Here is a 23,748-nt window from a genome sequence, read left to right on the forward strand (position 1 = left end):
GACGGCGCAGCACCCACGTCGCGGGTTCGAACAGGAGTTTTAATGGCAAATAACCGACCAACCGCACTCGTCACGGGCGCCAGCGGCGGCATGGGCCGTGAGATCGTTCGTGAGCTCGCGGGCACGCACCGGGTAATTGCGGTGGGCAGAGATCCCGAGCGGCTTGCCGCGGTGTCAGCCGAGACCGGCGCGGAGACCTGGGCGCTCGAGCTTCGTGACGCAGCAGCGGTCGCCGCGCGCGTTGCCACACTCGAGCGGCTCGATGTGCTCGTGCACGCGGCGGCGGTTGCTCGTGGGTTGAGCGTCGAGAATGCGGCGGTCAGCGATTGGGCAGACCACTTCGCGGTGAACGTGACTGCGCCGGCGGAGCTCACCCGGCTGACGCTCCCGCTCTTGCGCGAGAGTTCCGGCACCGTGATCTTCCTGGGCTCCGGCGCGAGCACGCGGCCCGCACCGGGGAGCGCGGTCTACACCGCTAGCAAGCACGCGCTTCGGGGCCTCGCAGACGTGCTGCGCATCGACGAGGAACCGCACGGGGTGCGGGTTGCAACGATCGCGCCTGGCCAGACCAATACGCCGATGCTGCGCGGGCTGATCCCGAGCGAGGCGTACGATGCAGAGCGCTACATCCGGCCCGAGTCGGTGGCTGCGGCGGTCCGGTTTGTCGTGGACGCGCCCGCTGACGTGCAGATCACCGACGTGGCGGTTCGGCCGCGTCGAGAGCTGTCCCGCCTCTAACCCCCACGCACGAATCGGGGTCAGCGGGCGGCCTCATCCTGGGTGCGCGCCGCGTCGCGTTCCGTCGCGCGGGACACCGCACGGGCACGACTCGACCGCACCAGATTCAGGTACACGATTATCGTGACGGCAAAGCCCACGAGCCAGGCAATGTCGATGCCCTGCATGGGCTCAGCCATGGGTCCGGTGAACAGCGGCGTGATCATGAACGGGACCTGAGCGAGAAGCCCGATGAGGTAGCTCCACAGGCCCACCGCGTTCCATTTCCCATAGCGGCCGCCGTCGCGCGAGAAGAGATCCTCGATCACATACTCGCCCTTCTGCACGATGAAGTAGTCGGCAAGGTTGATCGCCGACCACGGGATCAGCACGTACAGCAGCAGCGTGAGGAAGCTCTCGAAGTTCGTCATGAAGTTCCCCTGCCCGAGGAGCGCAATCAGTGTCGCCACGAGGCCGGCGATGACCGTGGTCCAGACTCGCGTCCGGGAGGTGATGACCACGCCCCGGAAGCTCGACTGGATCGCGGTGAGCGCGTTCATCACCGCCGAGTAGAGCTCAACCCCGTTGATGAGCGCGGAGGTGAGCGCGAACACGAGCAACACGAGCAACCCGATGGGGCCGAGGTACGTGCCGAGCGCGGCCAGCGGGTTGTCTGGGTTCGCGATGCCGAGCAGCACGCCGAGCGTCATCACAAACACGGAACTCACCACCAGGCCGAGGTACGTGCTCCAGAAGGCAACCTTCGGCCCGGAATCCTTGGGGAGGTAGCGCGTGTAGTCAGAGACGTAGGGGGCATAGGCGAGCTGCCACACCACGCCGATTGCGAGCATCGCGAAGAAGCCCTCCATCGTGAACTGCGCGTCGGCGCGTGCGCTCGTGATCTCGGGTTGGAGCCACAGCAGCACCATTGACACGGCAACCGCGATTCCGATGATCCAGGAGATGTACACCATGGTTTTACGAAGCAGGTCGTAGCCGAAGGCGCACAGCAGAATGCCCACCGCGGCAAACAGGATGATCGCGAGCGAGCCGTTGAAGTCCGGGAACACCGACACCAGCGCGTCCTTCGCAACGATCAGGATACTCGCGAAGAACCCCATGAACATGATAAACGCGATCACGGCGAACAGGCTGCCACCGAGGTAGCCGAACTGAGCACGCGCTTGGAGCATCTGCGGCACACCCAGATTCGGACCCTGGGACGCATGCAGCGCGGAGCCGAAGGCGCCGATCACATTGCCGATGAGAACCGCGGCGATGCTCCACCCGATCGGCAGACCATACGAGCCGCTCGCCACAGCGCCGGTCACTACGGTGAGCGGCATCATGTTCAGCCCGAGCCAGATGGCAAAGGTCGACCAATGGGTTCCCGTACGCTGATCCTCGGGGATCGGCAGGATGTGTTGCTGTTCAAAACGCACGAAGCTCTTGGTAACGACCGGCGGTTCGTGTGACATGTTCTCTCCTTGATGGCGTCATTGCCTGAGGTGCGCAAGTGCGCGAGTGACGCAGGACCCCGCGCGGCTGGACCGGAGTGCGTGAGTGCTGACAGGACCTAGCCAATTGCAGGCACCCGCGAATAGCGAACAGTCGTTTCCTATCTGCGGAATCTGCAAATCAGAACGGGCGGGGAGACTTCATGGTGTTCTTTGCTCCCGCTACGGCGCCCGCAAGAATACGGTTTCCCCGCCCAGTACGGTTCGCTCTACTCGAAGCGCTCCAAGATCCTCCGCTGCGGAGAGCGGTCCGGTGAGCACGACGAGATCCGCGAGCTTCCCCTTCTCGATACTTCCCGCCTCCGCACTGAAACCCGAAGCCTCTGCGCTGCCCAAGGTATAGGCGCGCAGAGCGGTCTCAAGGCTCAATCGTTCTTCGGGCTGCGCAGTCTTCCTCGCCTCAGGATTCAATGCGTGCGGGTCATCAGGTGGTGCCGTACGAGTGCAGGCGGTGTAGAGACCCCAAAGTGGGTCAGGGCTGGTAACTGGCCAATCGCTTCCCATGGCGAGGTGAGCGCCAGCGCGATGCAGCGATCCGAAGGGGAAGTGATAGCGAACGCGATCCTTACCGAGGAGCGGGTACTTCCGTTCAAGAATCTCCTGGTCGTCGCGGGCCCAAAGCGGCTGCAGATTCGCGGTGACGCCGAGTGCCTTAAACCGAGGAAAGTCAGCCGGATCGACCACATCGAGGTGGGCAATCTGGTGAGGTTGGCCCGCTCCGTTCATCTGCCGCGCGTGCTCGACAGCGTCCAAGCACTCCCGCACTGCACGATCACCGACGCCATGGAAATGCACCCGCAACCCCTGAGCGTCGAGACCGGCCGTGATCTCCGCAAGGTCATCTGGCGCAATAACTGAGTCGCCTCGGACCTCGGGGTGCACGCCGTCGTACGGCTCAAGCAATGCGGCCGTGCAGTTCTCGCAGATTCCGTCCTGCATGATCTTGATGCTCGAAACAGCGAAGCCAGCGTCTCGCACCGCGCGAATGCGGCGCAGCATTTCCGGCAGACGGTCTGGTCCATCACCAGGTGACCACCAGAGCGAACCGCTCACCCGCCCCCGGAGCTCCCGTGAAGCGAGCAGATCGATGTAGGTCGGCACGCTGTCCTGCAGCGTGAGATAGGCCCCCAGGATTGCGTCGTGCCACCCGGTGATACCTAGTGAAAACAGGTGCTGTTGAGCGCACAGCAACGCAGCGCGCATGTCCGCTTTGGAAGCCGGCGGGATCAGCCGCGTGACGAGCTCACCGGCGGTGTCAAACAGCACGCCAGTCGGCTCCCCTCGTCCGTCCCGCACAATTCGACCGGCGGGAGGGTCGTGACTATCGCGCGAGATGCCTGCAAGTTGCATTGCTCGGCTGTTCACCCAGACTCCGTGCGAGTCGTGGCTTGTCATCACAGCTGGCCTATCTGGGACCAACGCATCCAGCTCCTCCGCGGTCGGTAGTCCGCCAGGGAACACATCACCAAACCACCCGGAACCCACCACCCACTCGCCGGCCGTCTGCGCCGAGGCGCGTATGAGACGGGCGTAGCCATCTCGGGAGTGTTCTGTTTCGAGGTCACACCCGAGGAGCGCGCGACCACCGGCGAGAGGGTGGACGTGGGCATCCGTAAAGCCGGGGAGCACCGCTCGGCCCGCAGCGTCGATGCGCTGCGTATCCGGCCCTGCCTCGCTCAAGATCTCGGCGTCCGTACCGAGCGCGAGAATTCGCCCACCGCCCACCGCGAGCGCAGTGAATGGTGACTGTTCCGGGAGCCAGAGCTGCGCTCCGGTAACGACAAGATCGTACGTATTCACTTCGCGGCCCCTTGCTCCGCCGCAATGCCAGCAGACTCAGTCATGGGGGCAGAACTGCGCGCGCCGCGGGATGAGCGCTGAGCTCGACGCCAGAGATAGTAGATCACTCCAGGCACCACAAACCCTACGATCCACGCAACGTCAACGAAGCCAAGCGGCGCGGCAAGCGGCCCTGTGTAGAGCGTCGTCACCATGAACGGAATCTGCACGAGAATGCCAACCAGGTAACAGGTGAGCCCCACGGTGTTCCACCTGCCGTAGCGACCTCCGTCTCGACGGAACATGTCGTCAATCTCGTACTCGCCCTTTTCCAAGACGAAGTAGTCGATGAGATTAATGGCCGACCACGGAATCAGAACGTAGAGCAAGATCGCGACAAAGTCGCTGAAGAACACGAGGAAGCTGTCCTTACCCGCCAGCGCCGCAGTCATTGCAAGGACCGCGTACACCACCGTCATACTCACCCGAGTGCCTGTACTGATCCGAATCTTGGGAGAGATTGTTTCGAACACGGTCAAGGAGGACATCACGCCCGAATAGATGTTGCCAGCGTTCAGTACCGCGGACGACACCCCGAACCCCAGCAGCACAATTGGCCCAAAGCCCCCCAGCAGTCGACCGAGCGCGGCCATGGCATCCCCGTCTGCGGTGGTCAGCCCGATCAGAGCGCCAAGCGTCATGACCAGCACAGTGCCAATGACCAGGCCGAGGTAGGTTGCCCAGAATGCTGGCCGAGCCCCCGTTTCCTTCGGCATGTAGCGCGAGTAGTCGGACACGTATGGCGCATATGCGAGCTGCCATGTCACTCCAATCGCAACCATCCCAAAGAACCCAGCAGTGTTGTAGCCGAGTTCAAGCTCGGTCTGGAACGTAGCGGGGTTACTCACTGCGATGAGAATCGACGTAACCACAAGCACACCGATGAAAACTGAGAAGAATCCCAGCGCTTTGCGCACCGCGTCGTAACCAAATATTGCGGCGACAAGAGCGACAGCAGCACAGACAATGATGCCGAGGTTGATGTTGTCACTGTTGAACACCACTGCGAGGCTCTGCGCTGCGACGACGAGATTCGAAGCAAAGAAGCCAAGGAACATGACCAGCGCGATGAGCGCGAGCAAACTCCCGCCGAAGTAGCCGAACTGGCCCCGAGACTGGAGCATCTGCGGGATCCCGAGCTTTGGTCCTTGAGAGGCATGAAGCGCCGCGCCAAAGCCACCAATCAAGTTGCCAAGCACCACTGCCGTCAGCGTCCAGCCCAGTGTCAACCCAAACATCGACGGGCCGAGCGCGCCGGTCACCACCGTGAGCGGCAGCATGTTCATGCCAAGCCAGATGAAGAAGAGACCGCGGGAGGTTCCCTGCCGCTCATCTTCAGGAATAGGGCGGATATGTCTCCGCTCAAATGTGATGATCTTCGTTGTCGCGGTATTCAGCCGGGGATAGTCGGACATTGTTTCCCTCGATCTTCATTGATTCGGGCTGGACTTGCAGAAGGGATGATGCGCGCGAGACACTCTTGACGGGCGGGCGCAGCCGGTGCCGGCCCGCCCGCCCGAGGTGGGAGCGAGTGCCTAGAGGCCCGCGCTCGCCGTCGCCGCGGTGAACGCGCGCTCGAGGAGGCCTGCCATCTCGTCGATGTCAGCCTTGGTCGCAACGAGCGGCGGCGACAGCTGCACGAGCGGGTTGCCCTCGGCGTCAATCGCGACGCGGCACAGCAGCCCAGCCTCCGCGAGTGCGGGGTTCAGATGTGCGCCCACGAAGTCGCCCGCGCTCAGCGGGGTGTCGGCCCAGCGCTTCGCAGTCTGGTCAGTGACCAATTCGAAGGTGCGGTGGAAGCCGTCGCCGCGCAGGTCGCCAACGATGCCCGCGTGCTTCGCGGCAACCTCGCCGAGCTTCTCCGCCAGGTAGGGGCTGAGCTCTTTCACGTTGCTCACCACGGACTCGCGCTCCATGATCTCGAGGTTCTTCAGCGCGGCCGCGCACGCAACCGGGTGGCCGCCGTACGTGAGCGCGTGGTTGAACATGCCGAGCGGGCCGTCAAGCACGGTCTCGATGATCTGATCGCTCGCGATCACCCCGCCGAGGGGCATGTACGCCGAGGCGATGCCCTTCGCGAACGTGATCATGTCGGGCTGGAAGGCGTAGTGGATCGAGCCGAACCAGGATCCCAATCGACCGAAGCCAGTAATGACCTCATCAGCGATCAGCAGGATGCCGTGCTTGTCGCACAGTGCACGCACGCCCGCGAAGTACTCGGGAGTCGGCGGCATCAAACTCCCACCCGCATTCTGCAGCGGCTCCATGATGATCGCGGCGACCGTGTCGGCGCCTTCCTGCACGATGAGGGACTCGAGCTCAGCGAGCAGGAAAGCCGTGGTCTGCTTGGCCGTTTCCCCCTCGGGGCGACGGTATCGCTTGGTGTTGTGCGTGTGCCGCACGCCGTTCATGAGGGGCTCGAACATCTTCCGAACATCGGTCATGCCGTTGAGCGACATCGCACCGAAGCTGGTGCCGTGGTAGGCCACGCGCCGCGCAATGAACTTGTAGCGCGCGTGGTCGCCGCGGGTGATGTGGTATTGCCGCGCGAGCTTGATCGCCGCCTCGTTCGACTCGCCACCGCCCGATGCGAAGAACACGCGGTTCAGGTCGCCCGGCGCGAGCTCGGCGATCTTCTGCGCGAGCAGCGCCGCCGGCGGGTGCGCCACGCTCCAGGTGGTCTGGTACGGCAGGGCGGCGAGCTGATCGCGCACCGCTTCACCCACCTCAGCGCCGTGCGTGTAGCCCAGCTGCACGCAGAAAAGTCCGGCGAGGCCGTCGAAGAAGCGACGGCCGTTCTCGTCAAATACGGAGCAGTGCTCACCGCGCACGAACACCGGAAGCTCGTCGTCCCGGTACTTACTGGCGGGGGTGAAATTCATGACCAGGTGTCGCTTCGCGATCTCCGCGATGCCGCTCGGAATGTTCGAGGGCTGTTCAGCGGTGGTGCTGGCTTCCTGCTGCAGGGGCATGTGGATTTTCCTCTCAGTCGGCGTTGACCGGACGGCGACGCCGTTGGTGTTCATCGTTCCAGTCGCACACAGTGGTGTGAAATAGCGGTTTTCGCGGGGCTGCATCTCGCGATCAGATGCAGCCCCGATTCGGGCGCGGGACTAGCCCCACTGCATCCATGTCGTCTTGTAGTCGGTGTAGTTCTCGAGCGCGTGGACGGACAGATCCCGCCCAAAGCCCGACTGCTTAAACCCACCGAAGGGCGTGGTGAACCCGAGCGCGTCGACGGTGTTCACGGACACGGTGCCGGCGACGAGCTGCTCGGACACCCGATGCGCCCGCGCCAGGCTTCCCGTCCAGAGGGAGGCCGCGAGCCCGAACGGCGTCTCGTTGGCGCGCGCAATGGCCTCCGCCTCGGTATCGAATGGTGTGACCACCGCGACCGGACCGAAGATCTCACGCGTGTGCACTTCATGGTCGGCGGGTACGTCGGTGACAATGGTCGGCTCGATGAACGCCCGCGATCCCGCGATTTCCGGCCGGGTTCCCCCAGCAACGATCGTGCCATCGCGGCGCGCGTTCTCAATCGTGGCCCAGACCGTATCTGCGTGCGCTTCGGACACGAGCGAGCCGATGCCACTTGCCGGGTCGAGCGGGTCGCCCGGCGCATACGCGCCCGCCGCTTCCCGGTAGAGGCGGAGGAACTCGTCGTACACCTCTCGCTCGACGAAGATGCGGGAGTTTGCCGAGCACACTTCGCCTTGGTTGTAGAAGCTGCCGAACGCGGCCTTCTCCGCCGCGAGCCCGAGGTCCTCGCAGTCCGCAAAGATGAGGTTCGAGCTCTTTCCACCAGCCTCGAGCGCGAGCCGCTTCATATTCGACTGCCCCGCATACTGCTGCAGCTGCTTCGCCACCTCAGTCGAGCCGGTAAACGCGAGCATGTCGACGTCTTCGTGCAGGGCGAGCGCCCGGCCGACCAGAGACCCGCGCCCGGGCACCACGTTGAGCACCCCGGGAGGAATCCCCGCCTCGATCGCCAGTTCAGCAAGCAGCAGCGTCGAGTGCGACGCCTCGACCGGAGGCTTCACCACGACGGTGTTCCCTGCGGCGAGCGCAGGCGCGAGCTTCCACGTCGCAATCTCAAGGGGGTAGTTCCACGCAACAATCACTGCGACCACGCCGAGCGGCTCACGGGTGACGAGCGCAGTCGAGCCGGGTGGAGTCACGGGAATGAGGTTCTCTTGCTTCTCAATCGCTTCCCCGTAGAAGCGATACAGCGCGGCGGATCCAGGCGCATCGATCGTCGACGACTCTCGGATCGGCTTCCCCATGTCGAGGGTGTCGTAGAGAGCAAACTCATCGGCGCGTGCCTCGATCAGGCGGGCAAGCTCCAGCAGCCGTTCGCGGCGGAAGCCGGCGCCGGCGCGTGACCAGGCCCCGCTTTCGAAGGCGGTGCGCGCTGCGGCGACCGCGGCGTCAACATCGGCGATCCCGCCCGCGTGCAGTTCGGAGATCACGGCACCCGTTGCCGGGTTCGTCTTCGCGATCCGCTCGCCCGAGGCGGCGTCTACTCGCGCACCCCCAATCACGGGGCGACCATCAAACGTCAGTGCGGCAGCGGCCTGCTGCCACTCAGCAAAACTGCGAGTCATTTCGTCTTCTTTCTGTGGTGCTGGGTGAGAATTCGAGCGCGGCGAGCCCGAGAGCTAGGGTTCGAGAAGTTCGGCGGGAAGGTCGACCGTCGCGGTTTCGAGATCCTGCGGCTTGATGAGCGAGGTACCGCGGGTCTCGGGGATGGAGAGCACCGTGATAATTCCGACCACCCCCACTGCGGCAAGGAAGAATCCGGGCACCAGCAGGTTGCCGGTCTCCCCGAGCAGCCAGGTGAGCACGTACGGTGCCGTGCCAGCGAAGAGCGCTGCGGTCACCGCGTAGGCAATCGAGAGGCCCGTCTGCCTGGTTCGGGTGGGGAATAACTCGACAACCGTTACCGCGTGTGTGCCGAGAATGATGGCGAGAATCAGCGCGAGGCCGAGCGTCGACACGAACGCCGCCCACTCCTCCCCGGACTGCATGAGCATAAAGAGTGGGATCGAGAGCGCCGTCTGCGCGATTGCCGCGGTCATCAGCACGGGCTTTCGGCCCACGCGATCCGACAGCGCACCGGCAAGTGGCACGATGATGAGGCCCAGCGCCGAGGCAAGTGTGGACAGCAGCGCCGCGCGACCCGCGTCGAACCCGATGTACACCTCCTGGTAGGTGAGCAAGTACACGAGCACCACGTAGAAGGTAACGTTCATGAAGATTTCCATGCCGGAGGTCTGCAAGAATTCGCGCCAGTTGCGCTGGAACACTTCCTTCACGGGCGCGTGCGACACCGTTTCGAGCTGCTGCAGTTGCTGGAAGTCCGGGGTGTCCTCGATCTTGCGACGAATGTACAGCCCGACAAAGCCGAGTGGCACGGTGATCAGGAAGGGGATGCGCCAGGCCCAGTCGGTAATTTCCTGCGTGGTGAACACGAGGTTCAGCAGCACGACAGTGAAGGAGGCCATGAGGAAACCGAGCAGGCTGCCTACCTCGAGCCAGCTCACCCCAAAGCCGCGATGCCGGGTCGGCGAGAACTCACCGAGGAACGCCGCGGCACTGCCGAACTCGCCGCCCGCGGCAAGCCCCTGCACCACCCGGGTCACGATGAGGAGGATGGGCGCCAGGATCCCGATCGAGTGATATCCAGGCAAGAGGCCGAGCACGAGCGTGGCGAGCGCCATCGCAAGGATGACGATCGAAAGCGTCTGCTTCCGCCCGAGCCGGTCGCCCAGTCGGCCAAAGATGATCGCGCCGATGGGGCGCACAAGGAACGAGATAGCAAACACAGCGAACGCGGAGAGGAGCCCCGCGGTGCCATCGGAATCGGGGAAGAACACCGTCGCGATGGTGCCAGCGAGGTAGGCGTAGACCGCCCAGTCGAACCAGTGAACGAAGACGCCGATGGACCCGGCGACGACGCTTTTCCTGAGGCTCTTCTTGCTGACGAGATCGCTGAGCTCGCGCTGCGGCTTCGACGTCGACATTGACATCTCCGTTTCTGGCTGGTGGTCGGTGGTCAGGCGGGGCGGATGGACATCCCCTGGGCGGTGCGCGCGATTGCCGTGTCGAGCGCGGTCCAAGCGAGCGCGGTGGCCCCATCACGAAGCGCACGCTCCGCGAGCTCACCCACGCACGCCGCAGCGAAGGCGGGCTGATGGTTGCTCGCGTCGCCCCCGACCCCGATGTAGGGGTGAATCGCGGGCACAATCTGGGACACGTTGCCCATATCGGTCGACGCCCGATTCATGGTTGCGGCGGCCGGATCGACGTCGAAGCTACGACCGAGCGCCCGCAGGTTCGCCCGGTAGCGGTCAAGCGTCTCCTCGTCCGTGCGCATCTCCGCGTACCGCTCGCTCTCCGGGGTGATCGTAAGTTCAGCGCCCGTCGCCAGCGCGCCGGCTGCAAAGCAGGCACGCACCCGCGCCTCCAGATCGATGAGTTGCTCGGTGGTCTCCGCGCGCACGTACCAGCGTGCCTCCGTGCGCTCGGGGATCGCGTTCGGCGCCTCGCCCCCGCGGGTCTGCACGCCGTGCACGCGCACCCCAGCGGGAAGCTGCTGGCGCAGCAGTCCGAGCGCCACCTGCGCGATGAGGAGCGCGTCGTTCGCGTTCACTCCGCGCTCGGGGTAGGCGGCGGCGTGCGCGGCGCGGCCGTCGTACTGCACGTGCCAGTGCGTCACCGCGAAAGGTCGCGCTTCCGCGACGTCGACGGGCGCGGGGTGCGCCATGAGGGCGAGATCAAGGTTCGCGAACGCGCCACGCTCAAGCAGCACGATCTTGCCCCCGCCGCCTTCCTCCGCGGGGGTGCCGATCACCTCGACGGCGATACCCGTCTCGTCCGCGACCGCGGCGAGCGCGATGGCAGCGCCGACCGCCATCGCCGAGATGAGATTGTGTCCGCAGGCGTGCCCGAGGCCGGGGAGCGCGTCGTACTCGGCCAGGAAGCCCACGGTGAACCGCGTCGGGCCGCTCGGTTCGACGCGCGCGCACAGCGCGGTGTCGAACCCCAGGTACGGGTGCTCTACCGCAAACCCGTGCGCGCGGAGCGCTGCCGCGACGGCCGCGGAGGAACGATGTTCCTCCCACCCAAGTTCGGGGTGCGCGTGCAGATCGTCCGAGAGCGCGACAAGCTCAGGGAAGGCCGCGGTCAGACGCTCGGCGATGCGCTGCTTTCGCACGTCACTCGTCACCGGGCACCCCGTAGGACGGGGCGGCCGCGGGGTTCAGCCCACGACTCACGTAGTCGTCGCGCTGCGGCAGCCACTCGGTCAGCGCCGCGCGCAGCTCGCCGACGGGGTCGTCCGACCAGTCGACACGCAGGTCGGTGATCCGCCAGCCGGCGTCGCGCACGACGGCGAGACCGACCGAGTGCACGGGCCCCTCCTCTCCGCCCGCATCGAGCGCAGCACGGAACGCTGCGAAGAGCCGCTCCTCGAGCTGCCCGGGTGCGGTGAGCGCGGTGTCGATGAGCGCGTCGAGCACCCCGAGGCTCGCGAGCATGTTGCCGCCGGCCACCGCGTTCTCGCGGGTCACGGCCCCGAACACGCCGAGCGCACGGTTACCCGAATACGCGGCGGTCGTGCCCGCCGCGTCGAGCACGAGGAGCTGGCGGTACGGAATCAATGCGGGATCGGCCTCTGCGATGACGGCATCCACGGCCTGCTGCGCGTAGTCGCCGGCGCGGAGCCTCGCAATGAGCGCTGGCCCGAGACGGGGATCGGTGACGTTTTGGGTGTGCGCCCCGCCGACCCCATCGGCGAGCGCCACACAGCGCGCCGCGACCGCGGGGGACGAGGAAGAAATGATCGATCCAAATTCGCCGGTGTGCGGGTCTCGAACGAGCAGTGAGAACGTCATGCTGCGTTCCCATCGCTCAGCACGGCTGTCGCATCGATTTCGACGAGCCATTCGGGGCGGGCGAGCGCCTGCACCACGATCCCGGTCGAGACGGGGTACACACCCCGCAACCAGCGCCCCATGGTGCGGTACACGTCTTCGCGGTAGCGCGGGTCGACGATGTAGACGGTCACCTTGACGATGTCGCGCAGGCTGCTCCCGGCCTCGGCGAGTAGGAGGTCGATGTTGCGCATGGCCTGCTCGGTCTGCGCTACCACGTCCCCGATCCCGATCGATTCGCGCGTCTCGAGGTCTTGCCCGATCTGTCCGCGCAGGTAGACCACGCCACCGGCCACGACCGCCTGACACAGGTCGTTGTCGAGGTTCTGCTCGGGGTAGGTCTCTTTCGTGTTGAACTTCCGCAGGCGCAGGTGCGTGCTCTCCGTCACTGGTCCTCCTCGTTGAGTGCGTGGGCGCGGCTGCCCCGTCCATCTCCATTGTCGGAACGTCGACATCATCTGTAAAATAGGGAAAAGATAAACGGGGGATCAATTGTCTAGATTCAAGATTCCGCATGATCCCCAAGGAAGGCACGTGCGCCGTGGCACAGCGATTTCCCCTCACCCTCACCCAGCTCAGCTACTTCGCCGAGTGCGCCAAGACGCTCAACATGACGGTTGCGAGCGAGAACCTGCACGTCGCCCAGTCCGCCGTGTCCACCGCGATCTCGCAGCTCGAGCGCGCACTCGGCGCCGCGCTCTTCATCCGCCAGCACGCAAAGGGGCTCATCCTCACCGCCGCTGGCGAGTCACTGCTGCGCGACACACATCGCATGTTCGGTCTCCTCACCGAATCAATCGACACGATCCAGTCCGAGCGCGGTGAGGTGCGCGGCTCCATTACCGTCGCGTGCTTCCACACGCTCACCCCGTTCCTGCTGCCGCAACTGCTCGCGCGACTCCAGCACGCGCACCCCGCGCTCACCGTCGATGTGCGGGAGGGCGACTACGAGCAGAATCTCGCCGATCTGCGTGGCGGCCGCGCCGAGCTCGCAGTGAGCTACGACCTCACTGACGCTGATGGCATTGAGCAGGAGGTCGTCGGCGAGGCCCGCCCGCACGCGATTGTCGCAACTGACCACCCGCTCGCCGCGCGGGGCACCGCCAGCCTTGCAGAGCTCGCAGCGGACCCCCTGGTGCTCCTCGATCTCCCCGATAGCAGCCAGTACTTTCTCGGGCTGCTGCGCGAGGCCGGCGTGCAGCCGCACATCAAATACCGCACGAAGAACTACGAGGCGGTGCGCTCGTTCGTCGCGATGGGGCTCGGCTTCGCGATCCTGAACCAGCGTCCCCGAGTCGCGGAGACATACGCCGGGAACCGTACCGCGGTCGTGGAGATCGCGGATCCAGTGCGCAGCCTCGGCATCACCGTCGCGTCACTCGCTCAGGTCGAGCTCTCCGCCCGCGCCCGCGCGGTAACCCAGGCGGTGCGCGAGCTCGTGGCCGAGGAGTCGGCACGACAGGCCGTGGGAGACCACTCAACCCTCTGAATGTGTTTTTCCGATCGCAGCCTGTGAGTCAATCTGCATAGGCGATGAAGTGCACCGCGAATGTGTATTGGCTTCACTCGCGGCCCCTGCGCTTTGCTGGGGATCATCCGGGCACGCACACCTGAGCACCCCGGTCGTGGATCCAGGACCCAGTCCCGCTGCAGCACGGCAGCGTTGATCCGCGTCGATCCACTATCTCGAGCGGAGAGTCACCATGTCGAGCCCAGCACCCGAGGTCACCGACGTCCTCGTCATTGGCGGCGGCCAAGCCGGAATCGCGATGAGCGAGCACCTCACCATCCAGGGCATCGCCCACATTGTCCTCGAACGCGATCGTGTTGCCGAGCGCTGGCGCACCGAGCGCTGGGACTCGCTGGTCGCCAACGGCCCGGCCTGGCACGATCGCTTCCCCAATCTTCCGTTCACGAACGTCGACGACGACGGCTTCGCCACAAAGGAGCGGGTTGCCGAGTACTTCGAGGAGTACGTGGCGAAGTTCGAGCTCCCCGTGCGCACGGGGGTTACCGTGCACGCCGTACGCCACAACGACGATGCGCCCGGGTATCTCGCCGACACAAGCGCGGGAGCCATCGCGGCGCGCTACGTCGTGGCGGCGACCGGCGCGTTCCAGCAGCCGTCGATCCCGCCCATCGTTCCCGCGTCAGAGCCGATCACTCAGATCCACTCGGCGCAGTACAAGAACCCGGGCCAGCTGCCGGCCGGCGGCGTGCTCGTCGTGGGATCGGGCTCCTCCGGCGTGCAGATTGCCGCGGAGCTGCGGGAGGCCGGCCGCGAGGTGCACCTCGCGGTGAGCCCGCACGAGCGCCCGCCCCGTCGTTACCGCGACCGTGACTTCGTGTGGTGGCTCGGGGTGCTCGGCATGTGGGACGCGCCGAATCCGTCCGCGGGCGCAGAGCACGTGACCATTGCGGTGAGTGGCGCCCACGGCGGCCACACCGTCGACTTCCGCGAGCTCGCAGCGTCGGGGATCACGCTCGTCGGCAAGGCGCTCTCGTACGAAGCTGGCACGCTCGCCTTTGCGCCCGATCTCGGCCGCAACATCGCGGTGGGTGATGCGACCTACCTCGCCATCCTCGATGCGGCCGACGCGTACATCGAGCGCAACGGACTCGATCTGCCAGAAGAGCCTGAGGCGCGGGCGCTCGGGCCCGATCCCGACAGTGTGACGCACCCGATCCAGCACCTCGATCTTGCCGCAGCCGGCATCACCTCGATCGTCTGGGCCACGGGCTTCCGCTCCGACTACAGCTGGCTCGAGGTCGACGCGTTCGACCCGCAGGGGCGGCCAGTGCAGCAGCGCGGCATCTCCGGCGTGCCCGGCGTCTACTTCCTTGGTTTGCCCTGGCAGTCGCGGCGCGGATCAACGTTCATCTGGGGGATCTGGCACGACGCGAAGTTCCTCGCCGACCAGATCGCCATTCAGCAGGGCTACCGGGCCTACACGGGAAGCGCGGCGCTCGTCCCCGCTTAGCCCCCGCCCCGCACGAATCGGGGTCAGTTGAGCAGGGTGTCGCGGGCGATGTGCGCCCAACACCCTGCTCAACTGACCCCGATCGCGGGGGACGCAGGGGACGAGTGCGTGTGCGCTGGGCTGCTAGGCGTCTGTGGCGGATGCCGCTGCAGCCCACGCTCGGACGCGCGACGCGCTCTCCTCCTCGGAGAGATCCTCCACGCGCGTCATCACCGACCAGCGCACACCGAACGGATCGCGGATACTCGCGAACCGGTCTCCTGAAACGAAGTTACTGAGCGGCTCACGAAGTGTTGCCCCCGCCGCGAGCGCCCGCGCGACCGCGGCATCCGCGTCGGGCACATAGATGCCCAGCGAATAGCAGTCGTCGTCGCCCGCAGGCGCCGCAACCAGGTGGTAGTCGGGCAGCGGCTCCCCGAGCTGCAAGTGTCCCGACTCAAGACCGATCTCCGCGTGCACCACCCGGCCGCCCATCTCCGTGACGTCGATAACTCGTGCACCGAACACGTCCCGGTAGAACTCGATTGCGCCGCGCGCATCGGGAATCACGAGGAACGGCGTCAGGCTCGAGGAGCCGTTCGGGCGCCCGTTGGTGGTGTGTTCCCCGGTGGCCGGGGTCGTCGCTGCAGTGTTCATGCGTTCATCGTAAAATCATGCCGACGGGGCGCGCTTGCACATTTGTGCCAGCTTCCACATCGGCGAAGCACGCCGCGCTCCGCACACGCGAGGGGAGCCGGGATGACGGGCACGGACGGGGCAAGCCGCGGGGTGCTCTACCCGGAGCGGCTGCCAGAGTTCCACCGCCTCTCACCACCGGAACCACTCGAGCCACTCGTCCGGTGGATATGGATCCCGGAGTGGTCGCTGCTGCCCGGGGCTGTCTCGCGCCAGGAGGTGCTTCCCTTTCCCGCCTGCAACCTCGTTGTGGAACCGGACGGAGTGACGCTTGTTGGGCCACCCACCCGGCGCTCTGAACGCGAGCTGCGCGGCACCGGCTGGGCGGTCGGCGCACTCCTCAGGCCCGCCGCACTGCCCGCACTGTGCTCGGATCCCGCGTCGATTCGGGATCTCAGCAGTCCGGTCGAGGCACCACTGCTGCACGCCGAGGTCGTCGCTGCGATGACGGAGCGTCGCGCACCCACTGAGCGCCGGGCGCGCGCGACTGAGCTGCTTTCCGCCTGGCTGCTCGCGCGAGTACCGCCGCTGGACGCGGAAGCCGAACTCGCCAATGACCTCGCCGAACTCCTTGCGGATCCCGCGGTGACACGGGTGGATCAACTCGCCGCGCGGCTGCACTCGTCCACGCGCACCCTGCAGCGCATCGCAACGAAGTACTTCGGCCTCTCGCTGCACAGCATGATTCGACGGCGGCGCATTCAGGAGGCTGCGGCGGTGCTGCGGGGCGACGCGGCTTCTCACGGACACGCAGGGACCAGGATCGCCGAGCTCGCCCACGAGCTCGGCTACACCGACCACGCCCATTTCTCGACCGACTTCAAGGCCGTGCTGGGGCTCACCCCGAGCGAGTACCGCGCGCACTTCTCCAGCTCCCCCTGAACCGGGGTCACCCAGGCAGGGTGTTGTCCGAGCGGCACACGCGACACCGTGCCGGAGTGACCCCGATTCGGGGAGACGAGAGGGCCGGGGCTCGGGGGGCTGGTTAGAGCGTGAAGTCCGTTGCGACGCGGGCCACCGCGTGCTGCTTCACGATCGCGCCTGCGGCGAGGTGGTCCGGGTGCGTCGCGTAGACGGCGAGCCCCTCGGCGTCATCGAAGTCGGCCACGAGCGTGAGGTCGTAGTTGTCGCCGTCGAACAGCTCGTTGCGGTGCACCGCAAGCGCGCGCACGGTCGGCACGAGCTCCGTGAGCGGGGTGAGCGCTGCAGCGATCTCTGCGGCCTGCGCATCGCGATCGGCGAGCGTCTCGCCGCTCAGCTTCCAGGAGACGATGTGACGAAGCGTCATGAGTGCATACTCTTTCTCGGGACTCAGCCCGAACAGTGAAGCGGCGTGTGCGCCGCGAGAACAGCGGGTGATCCCGATCAGCGCAGCAAACCGCCCAGCGGGCCGCGCGCAGCCTTCTCCACCGCTGCGGTGAGCCGCGCGGGGTCCACGCGCCAGATGGCGTGTCGCTTCCCGCCAATCTGCACAACGGGGATGTGCTCCGAGTGCTTTCGGGCGAGCGCGGGATCCTGCTGGATGTCGAGCTCTTCGAGCGAAGTTTCAATGCCGCGCGCGCCAAGCTCAGCGCGCACGCCCGCGATCACCTCGCGTGCGTCGTCGCACAGGTGGCACCCCGGCTTGCCGATCAGCGTGAGCTGCACGGTGCGCATGGTGACCGCTCCTCTCGAAGGGAACCTCACACCCCGAACGGGTGTGAAGAAAACAAAAGGCGCCGGACCAGGGGCCCGACGCCAGCATCGATTGCGCTCGGGGCGCCTCGACTACTTCTTGTTGCGACGCTGGTGACGCGTCTTTCGAAGCAGCTTGCGGTGCTTCTTCTTGGACATGCGCTTACGGCGCTTCTTAATAACTGAACCCACGGTCACCTCACAACGTCTCTCGGGCCGCCGGATTCGTGGCCCACAAAACAGTTATTCTACTCGGCGAAACGCTGGAGCGCGAACTGAGAGCGAGAAACGCCGCCTAATCACGCAGCCGGAAGCGCGCGACCAGCTCCTTCACACGGTTTTCCGCACGTGCAGCGGCACGTCCCATTCGCTCGGCGGCGGCGGCGGCCTCCTCAGGCAGTACCTCCTCGCCAGCCTCGATGAACGCGTCATCCGAGGCAGGTCCGGGCACGCGCTCACCGTCTTCGGAGAGGTACTCGACCGTCACCTCCGTGTCGAAGCCCGCGGAGAGGAACGGGATCACGAAGTCCTCAATCATCTCGAGCGGCTCAGGGTTCAGCGAATAAAAACGGTGCTGTCCCTCCTCGCGCACGGTGACCAGCTCGGCCTCGCGCAGCACCTTCAGGTGCTTTGACACGGTGGGCTGGCTGATCTCCAACTGGGCGACAATCTCAGACACGCTGATCTCAGAATCGCGCTGGAACCGCTCGAGCAGCACCTGCAGGATGTCGCGCCGGGTCGCGTCGGCAATGACCCCGAAGATATCTGGCATGCCTCCCAGGGTAGTCGCACGGGCTCCATCTGTCCCGCATGCGCCCAGCGGGGCGCGCTTCACCCGGGTGCGCCGCGTGTGTACGATGTCTAAATCGAGGCGAGACCGTGAGATCCACGCGACTCGCGCCGTCACCCGAAAGAAGGCCAACCGTGGGGGCACCCGCCGTGAACCATCGCCGCGCCGCCACATTCTCGCGGCGGTCCTGGCTCGGAGCGATGATTCACTCATCGCCCGCCCGGTTTGCGCTCCTGGTGTTCTCCGCCCTGATCTTGGTGTGGACCGCGCTCCTTTCTCTCCCCCTTGCTTCTGCCGACGGCAAGGTCACCCCCCTCGCTGACGCACTATTCACCGCCGTCTCCGCGATCTGCGTGACCGGCCTCTCCACCGTCGATATGTCGACGCACTGGTCGCTCTTCGGCGAACTACTGGTGCTCGCGGGCCTGCAGATCGGCGGCATTGGTGTGCTCACCCTGGCGAGCATCCTCGGCCTCACCGTGACTCGCCGCCTCGGCCTGCGTCAGCGTCTCCTCGCAGCGGGCGATACGAACCCCATGCGTATGGGGCGCGACGTGTCCGAGAGTCAGGCCGTTGGCCTCGGCGAGATCGGTGGGCTGCTCGGCTCGGTGGCGCTCAGCGTGGTCATCATCGAGGCAGTACTCACCGTGCTCATCACACCGCGACTCATGGGCGCTGGCTACGACTTTCCGCACGCGCTGTGGAACGGCTTCTACCTCTCGGCGTCCGCCTTCACGAACACCGGCTTCGTGCCTCTGCAGGGCGGCCTCGAGCCCTTCGCCACCGACGTCTACCTACTCAGCGTCCTCGCGATCGGCGTCTTCCTCGGCGCGATCGGATTCCCCGTCATCTTCGCTCTGTACCGCTACGTGGTGGGTGGCGGCTGGCGCGCACACAAGAGACTCGGCCTCCACGCGAAGCTCACACTCACGACCACGATCATCTTCGTGATCTTTGGCTGGCTCGCGATCGCAGCGCTTGAATGGAACAACCAGGCGACGCTCGGCGAGCAAAACTTCTGGCAAACCATGTTCAGCTCGGTGTACATGTCAATCATGACCCGCTCGGGCGGGCTTGGCATCATCGATCCGCTCGACATGAACGGCTCCACCCTGCTCGTGATGGACATGCTCATGTTCGTGGGCGGCGGCTCTGCATCGACCGCGGGTGGTATCAAGGTGACCACCATCGCCGTACTATTCCTCGCGGCATGGGCAGAGGCGCGAGGTTACAAGGACATCCAAGCGTTCGGCCGTTCGATCCCGAACGAGGTGCTGCGCGTCTCGATCTCGATCATGATTTGGGGCGCCACGATCGTGCTCGCCTCGACGGTGGCGATCATGCACATGACGGGTGAGTCCCTCGACATTGTGCTCTTTGAGGTGATCTCCGCCTTCGGCACGTGCGGGCTCTCCTCTGATCTCTCCGCGCAGCTCCCGGACGCGGGCAAGTACGTACTGATTGCCACCATGTGGGCGGGCCGCGTCGGCACGGTCACGCTCGCGGCCGCCGTCGCCGCGACCAGCCGCTCTCGCTTGTTCCGTCTCCCCGAAGAAAGGCCGATCGTTGGTTGATATTCGCAGTGATGCCCCCGTACTGGTGATCGGCCTCGGGCGCTTCGGCGCCGCGACCGCCGGCCAGCTCGACCGGCAGGACCGTGAGGTGCTGGTCGTCGATACTGACCCCACGCTCGTGCAGAAGTGGGCCGATCGCGTCACGCACGCGGTGCAGGCCGACGCACGCTCGATGGAGGCACTGCGCCAGATCGGCGCCGACGAGTTTCAGATCGCGGTAGTTGCAACCGGCTCGTCGATCGAGGCGAGTGTGCTCATCGCCGCCAACCTGGTTGACCTCGAGATCCCGCAGATCTGGGCCAAGGCCATCTCTGCCTCGCACGGCAAGATCCTTGAGCGCATCGGTGTGAACCACGTGATCTACCCGGAGCGCGAGGCCGGCGAGCGCGTCGCGCACCTCCTCAGCGGCGCGATGCTCGACTTCATTCAGTTCGACAACAACTACGTCATCGCGAAGATGTACCCGCCCCGCTCGATCCGCGGCCGCACGCTCACCGAGAGCGGCGTGCGCACCCGCTACCGGGTCACAGTCGTCGGTGTGAAGACTCCCGGCCAGCCGTTCACACACGCAACGCAGGACACGCTCATCTCGCCGCACGACCTCATTATCGTGAGCGGCACCGCGTCCGATGTGGAGCGCTTCGCCACGATCGGTTAGGCGGCAGCCCGGCTACTGGGCCTCCAGCTCCTCCGACCGGCGCACGTTTGCGGCGAGCGCGCGATCGAAGAGGTCGGGCCACCCCGCGTCCTGCAGCACACACACGGCCTGCTCGGTGGTGCCCTTTGGGCTCGTCACGTTGCGGCGCAATTGCGCAGGATCCTCGCCGCTCGAATCGAGCAGCAGCGCGGCCCCCACGAGGGTCTGTTGCACAAGCTCGCGCGCCTGCTCCGCACTGAAGCCACGACGCTCGGCCGCTGCAATCATCTCCTCCACGTAGAGGAAGACGTACGCGGGGCCAGAGCCTGAGACCGCGGCAACGTCGTTGATCTGGTCCTCGCGCACCACAAGCACCGAGCCCACGGTCTCAAACAGCGCGCGCACGAGTGCAACGTCGGCCTCACTGGCATGTGCACCGCCAGCGATGCCGGTCACGCCACGGCCAATGTGCGAGGGCGTGTTGGGCATCGCGCGCACCACCGGAGTGCCCGCGGGAAGCACCGCCTCGATCGCGGCGCTCGGCACGCCGGCGGCAACGCTCACGACCACGGTGCCCGGCTCGAGCGCCTCCGCGATGTCGCGCGCAGCGTCAACGACAATCCACGGCTTCACCGCGAGAATGACGAGCCCGGCACCGGCCACCGCCGCACGGTTTGCCTCGGGGTGTTCCGCCACGGCCTGCGCGACGACGTCGTCCGCGCCAGCAAACTGGGTAGCGCTTGCGGCGGAATTCGTGGTCACCCGGATGGGCCGAACAATGGACACCTCAGGGTTCCGCAGGCCGGCGAGGATCGCGCCGCCCATGGATCCCACTCCGATCATTGCCGTTGTCGGGAGTGCTTGCTGCTGGGTCGTCGTCGCTTCGCTCACGCGAACAGTCTAGGGAGTGCGGCGCGCAGCAGCATATGGCGGCGCTCGTCGAGTCGCCCCATAGAATGACCCAGAAGAGCTCGAACTCTCGACTGGAGGGCATCTGACATGAGTGCGTCAGGCGGCAGTAAGGCAATCATCGCGGCGTTCCTCGCCAACATGGGCATTGCGATCACGAAGTTCATCGCGTGGGCCTTCTCCGGCTCGTCCTCCATGCTTGCGGAGGGCGTGCACTCGCTCGCCGATTCCGGGAATCAGCTGCTCCTGCTCCTGGGCGGGAAACGCGCGAAGCAGCGTGCCGACAAGGAGCACCCGTTTGGCTACGGTCGCGTGCGCTACGTGTACGCCTTCGTCGTGGCGATTGTGTTGTTCTCCATCGGTGGCGTGTTCTCGGTGTATGAGGGCATCTCGAAGATTCGCGAGCCGCACCCGCTCGAGATGTGGTGGCTGCCGCTCCTCGTACTCGCCATCGCGATCGTGCTCGAGAGCTTCTCGCTGCGCACCGCGGTGCGCGAGAGCCGTCCACTGAAGGGCGATGCGAGCTGGTTCCAGTTCATCCGCCGGTCGAAGGCGCCCGAGCTGCCCGTGGTGCTGCTCGAGGACGTCGCCGCGCTCCTCGGCCTCGTTATCGCGTTCTTTGGTGTCGGGCTCACCGTGCTCACGGGCGACGGCCTGTTCGACGGGATCGCGACGATCGCGATCGGTGTGCTGCTCATCGCGGTCGCCGTGATCATCGGCACCGAGGTGAAGAGCCTGCTGGTCGGCGAGGGCGCGAGCGATGAGGATGTTGAGAAGATCGAGGCCGCGCTGCTGAAGTCGAAGGACATCGATCGCATCATCCACATGAAGACGCTGTACCTTGGCCCCGACGAGTTCATGATCGGCGCGAAGATCAGCCTCGATGCGGCACGCACCATGAACGAAGTGTCGATGATCATCAACCTCGCCGAGCGGCGCGTACGCGAGGCAGTGCCCGCCGCGCGCATCATCTACATTGAGCCCGACGTGTACTTGGATCCGTCCGTGGCGCAGCCGACAACGAGCTCGATTGTGATGCTCTCGAGCGACTAGTCCTCACCCGCATCCGCGCGGAGAAATCGGCGATCTCGGAGGGTTCCGCGGAACTTCCTCCGAGATCGCCGATTTTTCCTACGGGAGAGAAGGATGCGGGGTGCGGATCGCGGCTCGGCGCGTGCCACGTGCACCCCTGAGACACACACCGTTCAACAGCCCGCTACCCGCGCGACGCAGGCGGGCAACCACACTTCCTTAGCGTGGGATCCGGATCGACGGGCACCATCTCCGGTGCCCGCATGCCTCACCTGGCGATCCGCTCCCACCTCCGGAAGGAACCCTCGTGACCTCTCGCGCACTCCTGCGCTCGGCGACGCTCGTCACCGCCACGCTCCTCGTCGGAAGCCTCGCAGCCTGCTCCTCCGCGGGCGCGCCAGAGGCCGGCTCGGGCGACACCGGCTCGGGCACCGTCGACGCAGCAACCGCTACGAGCGCTGCAGACTTCGGCGGCCTCGACGGTCTCATCAAGGCCGCACAGGAGGAGGGCGAGCTCAACGTTGTTGCGCTGCCCGAGACCTGGGCGAACTACGGTGAGATCATCGCCGGCTTCGAGAAGAAGTACGACATCACGGTCAATTCGGCCTCCCCCGACGCATCGAGCGCCGAGGAGATCCAGGCTGCGGACAACCTCAAGGGCCAGGACACCGCGCCCGACGTATTCGACCTCGGCGCCGCAGTCGCGCAGACCAGCACCGATTACTTCGCCCCCTACAAGGTTGAGACGTGGGATTCGATCCCGGACGAGAACAAGGATCCCGAGGGCCTCTGGGTCAACAACTACTCGGGCATCATGTCGGTCGGCTACGACTCCGACAAGTTCTCCGAGCCGAAGAAGCTCGATGACCTTCTCGGGGCCGACTACAAGGGCGCTGTGGCGATCAACGGCGATCCGACGCAGGCGGGCGCTGCCTTCGCCGCGGTCGGCTCGATCGCTGCACTGAACGGTGGCGGCGTCGACGACTTCGGCCCCGGCATCGATTTCATGGGCAAGCTGCGCGAGGCGGGGAACTTCCTCACCCTCGACCCCACGCCCGCAACGATCGCCTCCGGTGAGACCCCGGTCGTGTTCGACTGGTCGTTCAACAACGTTGCGGCCGCAGCCGACAAGCCGAGCTGGAAGACGACCGTGCTCGACGGCCCGACCTACGTCTCGTTCTACAACGAGGCAATCAACAAGGATGCTCCGAACCCTGCCGCTGCCCGTCTGTGGCAGGAGTGGATCTTCTCGGACGAGGGCCAGGCGCTCTTCCTCGGCGGCAACGCGGTTCCCGTGCGCGTTGACGCCCTGACCGAGGCCGGCACCGCCGACGAGAAGGCCATCGAGGCCGCAACCTTCGGCACCGACTCTGCGAACTGGGTCTCCCCCACGCAGAAGGAAACCGACGCCGCAAACGCGCTCCTCACCGAGCGCTGGGCGACGACCGTCAAGTAAGCCGGATCAGGTG

The 23,748-nt window shown here is 65.8% G+C and carries 23 protein-coding genes; 8 read left to right on the top strand and 15 right to left on the bottom strand.

The features are described 5' to 3' along the window. Positions 1 to 42: 42 nt before the first annotated feature. On the top strand, positions 43 to 738 hold the full coding sequence (locus tag ACR81A_RS13250) for an SDR family oxidoreductase (protein ID WP_440312069.1): 696 nt from the start codon (positions 43 to 45) through the stop codon (positions 736 to 738). A 20-nt stretch (positions 739 to 758) separates the two neighbouring features. Here ACR81A_RS13250 and ACR81A_RS13255 read toward each other — a convergent pair whose 3' ends face one another. The 9 genes from ACR81A_RS13255 to ACR81A_RS13295 form a co-directional block, all read right to left on the bottom strand. Continuing rightward, positions 759 to 2,195 (bottom strand): purine-cytosine permease family protein, encoded by a 1,437-nt coding sequence (locus ACR81A_RS13255; protein WP_440312070.1) that lies wholly within the window; start codon positions 2,193 to 2,195, stop codon positions 759 to 761. 201 nt (positions 2,196 to 2,396) lie between these two features. Further along, a complete protein-coding gene (locus ACR81A_RS13260; protein WP_440312071.1) occupies positions 2,397 to 4,034 on the bottom strand; it encodes an amidohydrolase in 1,638 nt (545 codons plus the stop codon). Next, positions 4,031 to 5,488 carry a purine-cytosine permease family protein gene (locus ACR81A_RS13265; RefSeq protein WP_440312072.1) on the bottom strand — a complete coding sequence of 486 codons (1,458 nt, stop codon included), beginning with the start codon at positions 5,486 to 5,488 and terminating at the stop codon, positions 4,031 to 4,033. Before ACR81A_RS13265 ends, ACR81A_RS13260 begins: the two co-directional genes overlap by 4 nt. Before the next feature lie 120 nt (positions 5,489 to 5,608). Then, positions 5,609 to 7,045: an aspartate aminotransferase family protein gene (locus ACR81A_RS13270; RefSeq protein WP_440312073.1), complete on the bottom strand. Its 1,437-nt coding sequence runs from the start codon at positions 7,043 to 7,045 to the stop codon at positions 5,609 to 5,611. A gap of 141 nt (positions 7,046 to 7,186) precedes the next feature. Continuing rightward, positions 7,187 to 8,677, bottom strand: coding sequence for an aldehyde dehydrogenase family protein (locus ACR81A_RS13275; protein WP_440312074.1), 1,491 nt, complete (start codon positions 8,675 to 8,677; stop codon positions 7,187 to 7,189). 54 nt (positions 8,678 to 8,731) lie between these two features. Beyond that, positions 8,732 to 10,096: an MFS transporter gene (locus ACR81A_RS13280; RefSeq protein WP_440312075.1), complete on the bottom strand. Its 1,365-nt coding sequence runs from the start codon at positions 10,094 to 10,096 to the stop codon at positions 8,732 to 8,734. Between the two features lie 32 nt (positions 10,097 to 10,128). After that, positions 10,129 to 11,301 carry an amidohydrolase gene (locus tag ACR81A_RS13285; protein ID WP_440312076.1) on the bottom strand — a complete coding sequence of 391 codons (1,173 nt, stop codon included), beginning with the start codon at positions 11,299 to 11,301 and terminating at the stop codon, positions 10,129 to 10,131. Next, a complete protein-coding gene (locus ACR81A_RS13290) occupies positions 11,291 to 11,968 on the bottom strand; it encodes a DUF1028 domain-containing protein (RefSeq protein WP_440312077.1) in 678 nt (225 codons plus the stop codon). Before ACR81A_RS13290 ends, ACR81A_RS13285 begins: the two co-directional genes overlap by 11 nt. After that, on the bottom strand, positions 11,965 to 12,396 hold the full coding sequence (locus ACR81A_RS13295; protein ID WP_337248864.1) for a RidA family protein: 432 nt from the start codon (positions 12,394 to 12,396) through the stop codon (positions 11,965 to 11,967). The genes ACR81A_RS13290 and ACR81A_RS13295 overlap by 4 nt, the downstream gene beginning before the upstream one ends. A 152-nt stretch (positions 12,397 to 12,548) precedes the next feature. Here ACR81A_RS13295 and ACR81A_RS13300 point away from each other — a divergent pair, with 152 nt between their 5' ends. Both ACR81A_RS13300 and ACR81A_RS13305 read left to right on the top strand, forming a co-directional pair. Beyond that, positions 12,549 to 13,496 (top strand): LysR substrate-binding domain-containing protein, encoded by a 948-nt coding sequence (locus ACR81A_RS13300; RefSeq protein ID WP_440312078.1) that lies wholly within the window; start codon positions 12,549 to 12,551, stop codon positions 13,494 to 13,496. A gap of 214 nt (positions 13,497 to 13,710) precedes the next feature. After that, positions 13,711 to 14,988 carry a flavin-containing monooxygenase gene (locus ACR81A_RS13305; RefSeq protein WP_202380669.1) on the top strand — a complete coding sequence of 426 codons (1,278 nt, stop codon included), beginning with the start codon at positions 13,711 to 13,713 and terminating at the stop codon, positions 14,986 to 14,988. A gap of 123 nt (positions 14,989 to 15,111) precedes the next feature. Here the strand turns inward: ACR81A_RS13305 and ACR81A_RS13310 are convergent, their stop codons facing one another. Then, entirely contained in the window at positions 15,112 to 15,624 is a 513-nt protein-coding gene (locus ACR81A_RS13310; RefSeq protein WP_202380668.1) for a VOC family protein, read from the bottom strand. Between the two features lie 102 nt (positions 15,625 to 15,726). On the opposite strand from ACR81A_RS13310, the gene ACR81A_RS13315 reads away from it, so the two are divergent. Then, positions 15,727 to 16,545, top strand: a complete 819-nt coding sequence (locus ACR81A_RS13315) for a helix-turn-helix domain-containing protein (RefSeq protein ID WP_440312079.1) — start codon at positions 15,727 to 15,729, stop codon at positions 16,543 to 16,545. A gap of 103 nt (positions 16,546 to 16,648) precedes the next feature. Here ACR81A_RS13315 and ACR81A_RS13320 read toward each other — a convergent pair whose 3' ends face one another. From ACR81A_RS13320 to ACR81A_RS13335, 4 genes are all read right to left on the bottom strand, one after another. After that, positions 16,649 to 16,951 carry a Dabb family protein gene (locus ACR81A_RS13320; protein WP_202380666.1) on the bottom strand — a complete coding sequence of 101 codons (303 nt, stop codon included), beginning with the start codon at positions 16,949 to 16,951 and terminating at the stop codon, positions 16,649 to 16,651. A 77-nt stretch (positions 16,952 to 17,028) separates the two neighbouring features. Continuing rightward, the gene (locus ACR81A_RS13325; protein WP_202380665.1) at positions 17,029 to 17,319 is read right to left on the bottom strand and encodes a glutaredoxin family protein; all 291 of its coding nucleotides are present in this window, start codon (positions 17,317 to 17,319) and stop codon (positions 17,029 to 17,031) included. Between the two features lie 111 nt (positions 17,320 to 17,430). After that, positions 17,431 to 17,529 carry a 30S ribosomal protein bS22 gene (locus ACR81A_RS13330; RefSeq protein ID WP_005504750.1) on the bottom strand — a complete coding sequence of 33 codons (99 nt, stop codon included), beginning with the start codon at positions 17,527 to 17,529 and terminating at the stop codon, positions 17,431 to 17,433. Positions 17,530 to 17,632: 103 nt separating this feature from the next. Beyond that, positions 17,633 to 18,109 (bottom strand): ArsR/SmtB family transcription factor, encoded by a 477-nt coding sequence (locus ACR81A_RS13335; protein WP_202380664.1) that lies wholly within the window; start codon positions 18,107 to 18,109, stop codon positions 17,633 to 17,635. 218 nt (positions 18,110 to 18,327) lie between these two features. Here ACR81A_RS13335 and ACR81A_RS13340 point away from each other — a divergent pair, with 218 nt between their 5' ends. After that, positions 18,328 to 19,701 (top strand): TrkH family potassium uptake protein, encoded by a 1,374-nt coding sequence (locus ACR81A_RS13340; protein ID WP_440312080.1) that lies wholly within the window; start codon positions 18,328 to 18,330, stop codon positions 19,699 to 19,701. After that, on the top strand, positions 19,694 to 20,359 hold the full coding sequence (locus ACR81A_RS13345) for a potassium channel family protein (RefSeq protein WP_202380662.1): 666 nt from the start codon (positions 19,694 to 19,696) through the stop codon (positions 20,357 to 20,359). Before ACR81A_RS13340 ends, ACR81A_RS13345 begins: the two co-directional genes overlap by 8 nt. Before the next feature lie 12 nt (positions 20,360 to 20,371). On the opposite strand, the gene proC is transcribed toward ACR81A_RS13345, so the two are convergent. Then, a complete protein-coding gene (proC, locus tag ACR81A_RS13350) occupies positions 20,372 to 21,181 on the bottom strand; it encodes a pyrroline-5-carboxylate reductase (RefSeq protein ID WP_440313156.1) in 810 nt (269 codons plus the stop codon). Positions 21,182 to 21,337: 156 nt separating this feature from the next. Here proC and ACR81A_RS13355 point away from each other — a divergent pair, with 156 nt between their 5' ends. Beyond that, positions 21,338 to 22,300 (top strand): cation diffusion facilitator family transporter, encoded by a 963-nt coding sequence (locus tag ACR81A_RS13355; RefSeq protein ID WP_440312081.1) that lies wholly within the window; start codon positions 21,338 to 21,340, stop codon positions 22,298 to 22,300. Positions 22,301 to 22,586: 286 nt separating this feature from the next. Beyond that, entirely contained in the window at positions 22,587 to 23,735 is a 1,149-nt protein-coding gene (locus tag ACR81A_RS13360) for an ABC transporter substrate-binding protein (RefSeq protein ID WP_202380660.1), read from the top strand. Positions 23,736 to 23,748: the final 13 nt, after the last annotated feature.

It is taken from the genome of Leucobacter chromiireducens (assembly GCF_051993095.1).
GTDB lineage: Bacteria > Actinomycetota > Actinomycetes > Actinomycetales > Microbacteriaceae > Leucobacter > Leucobacter chromiireducens.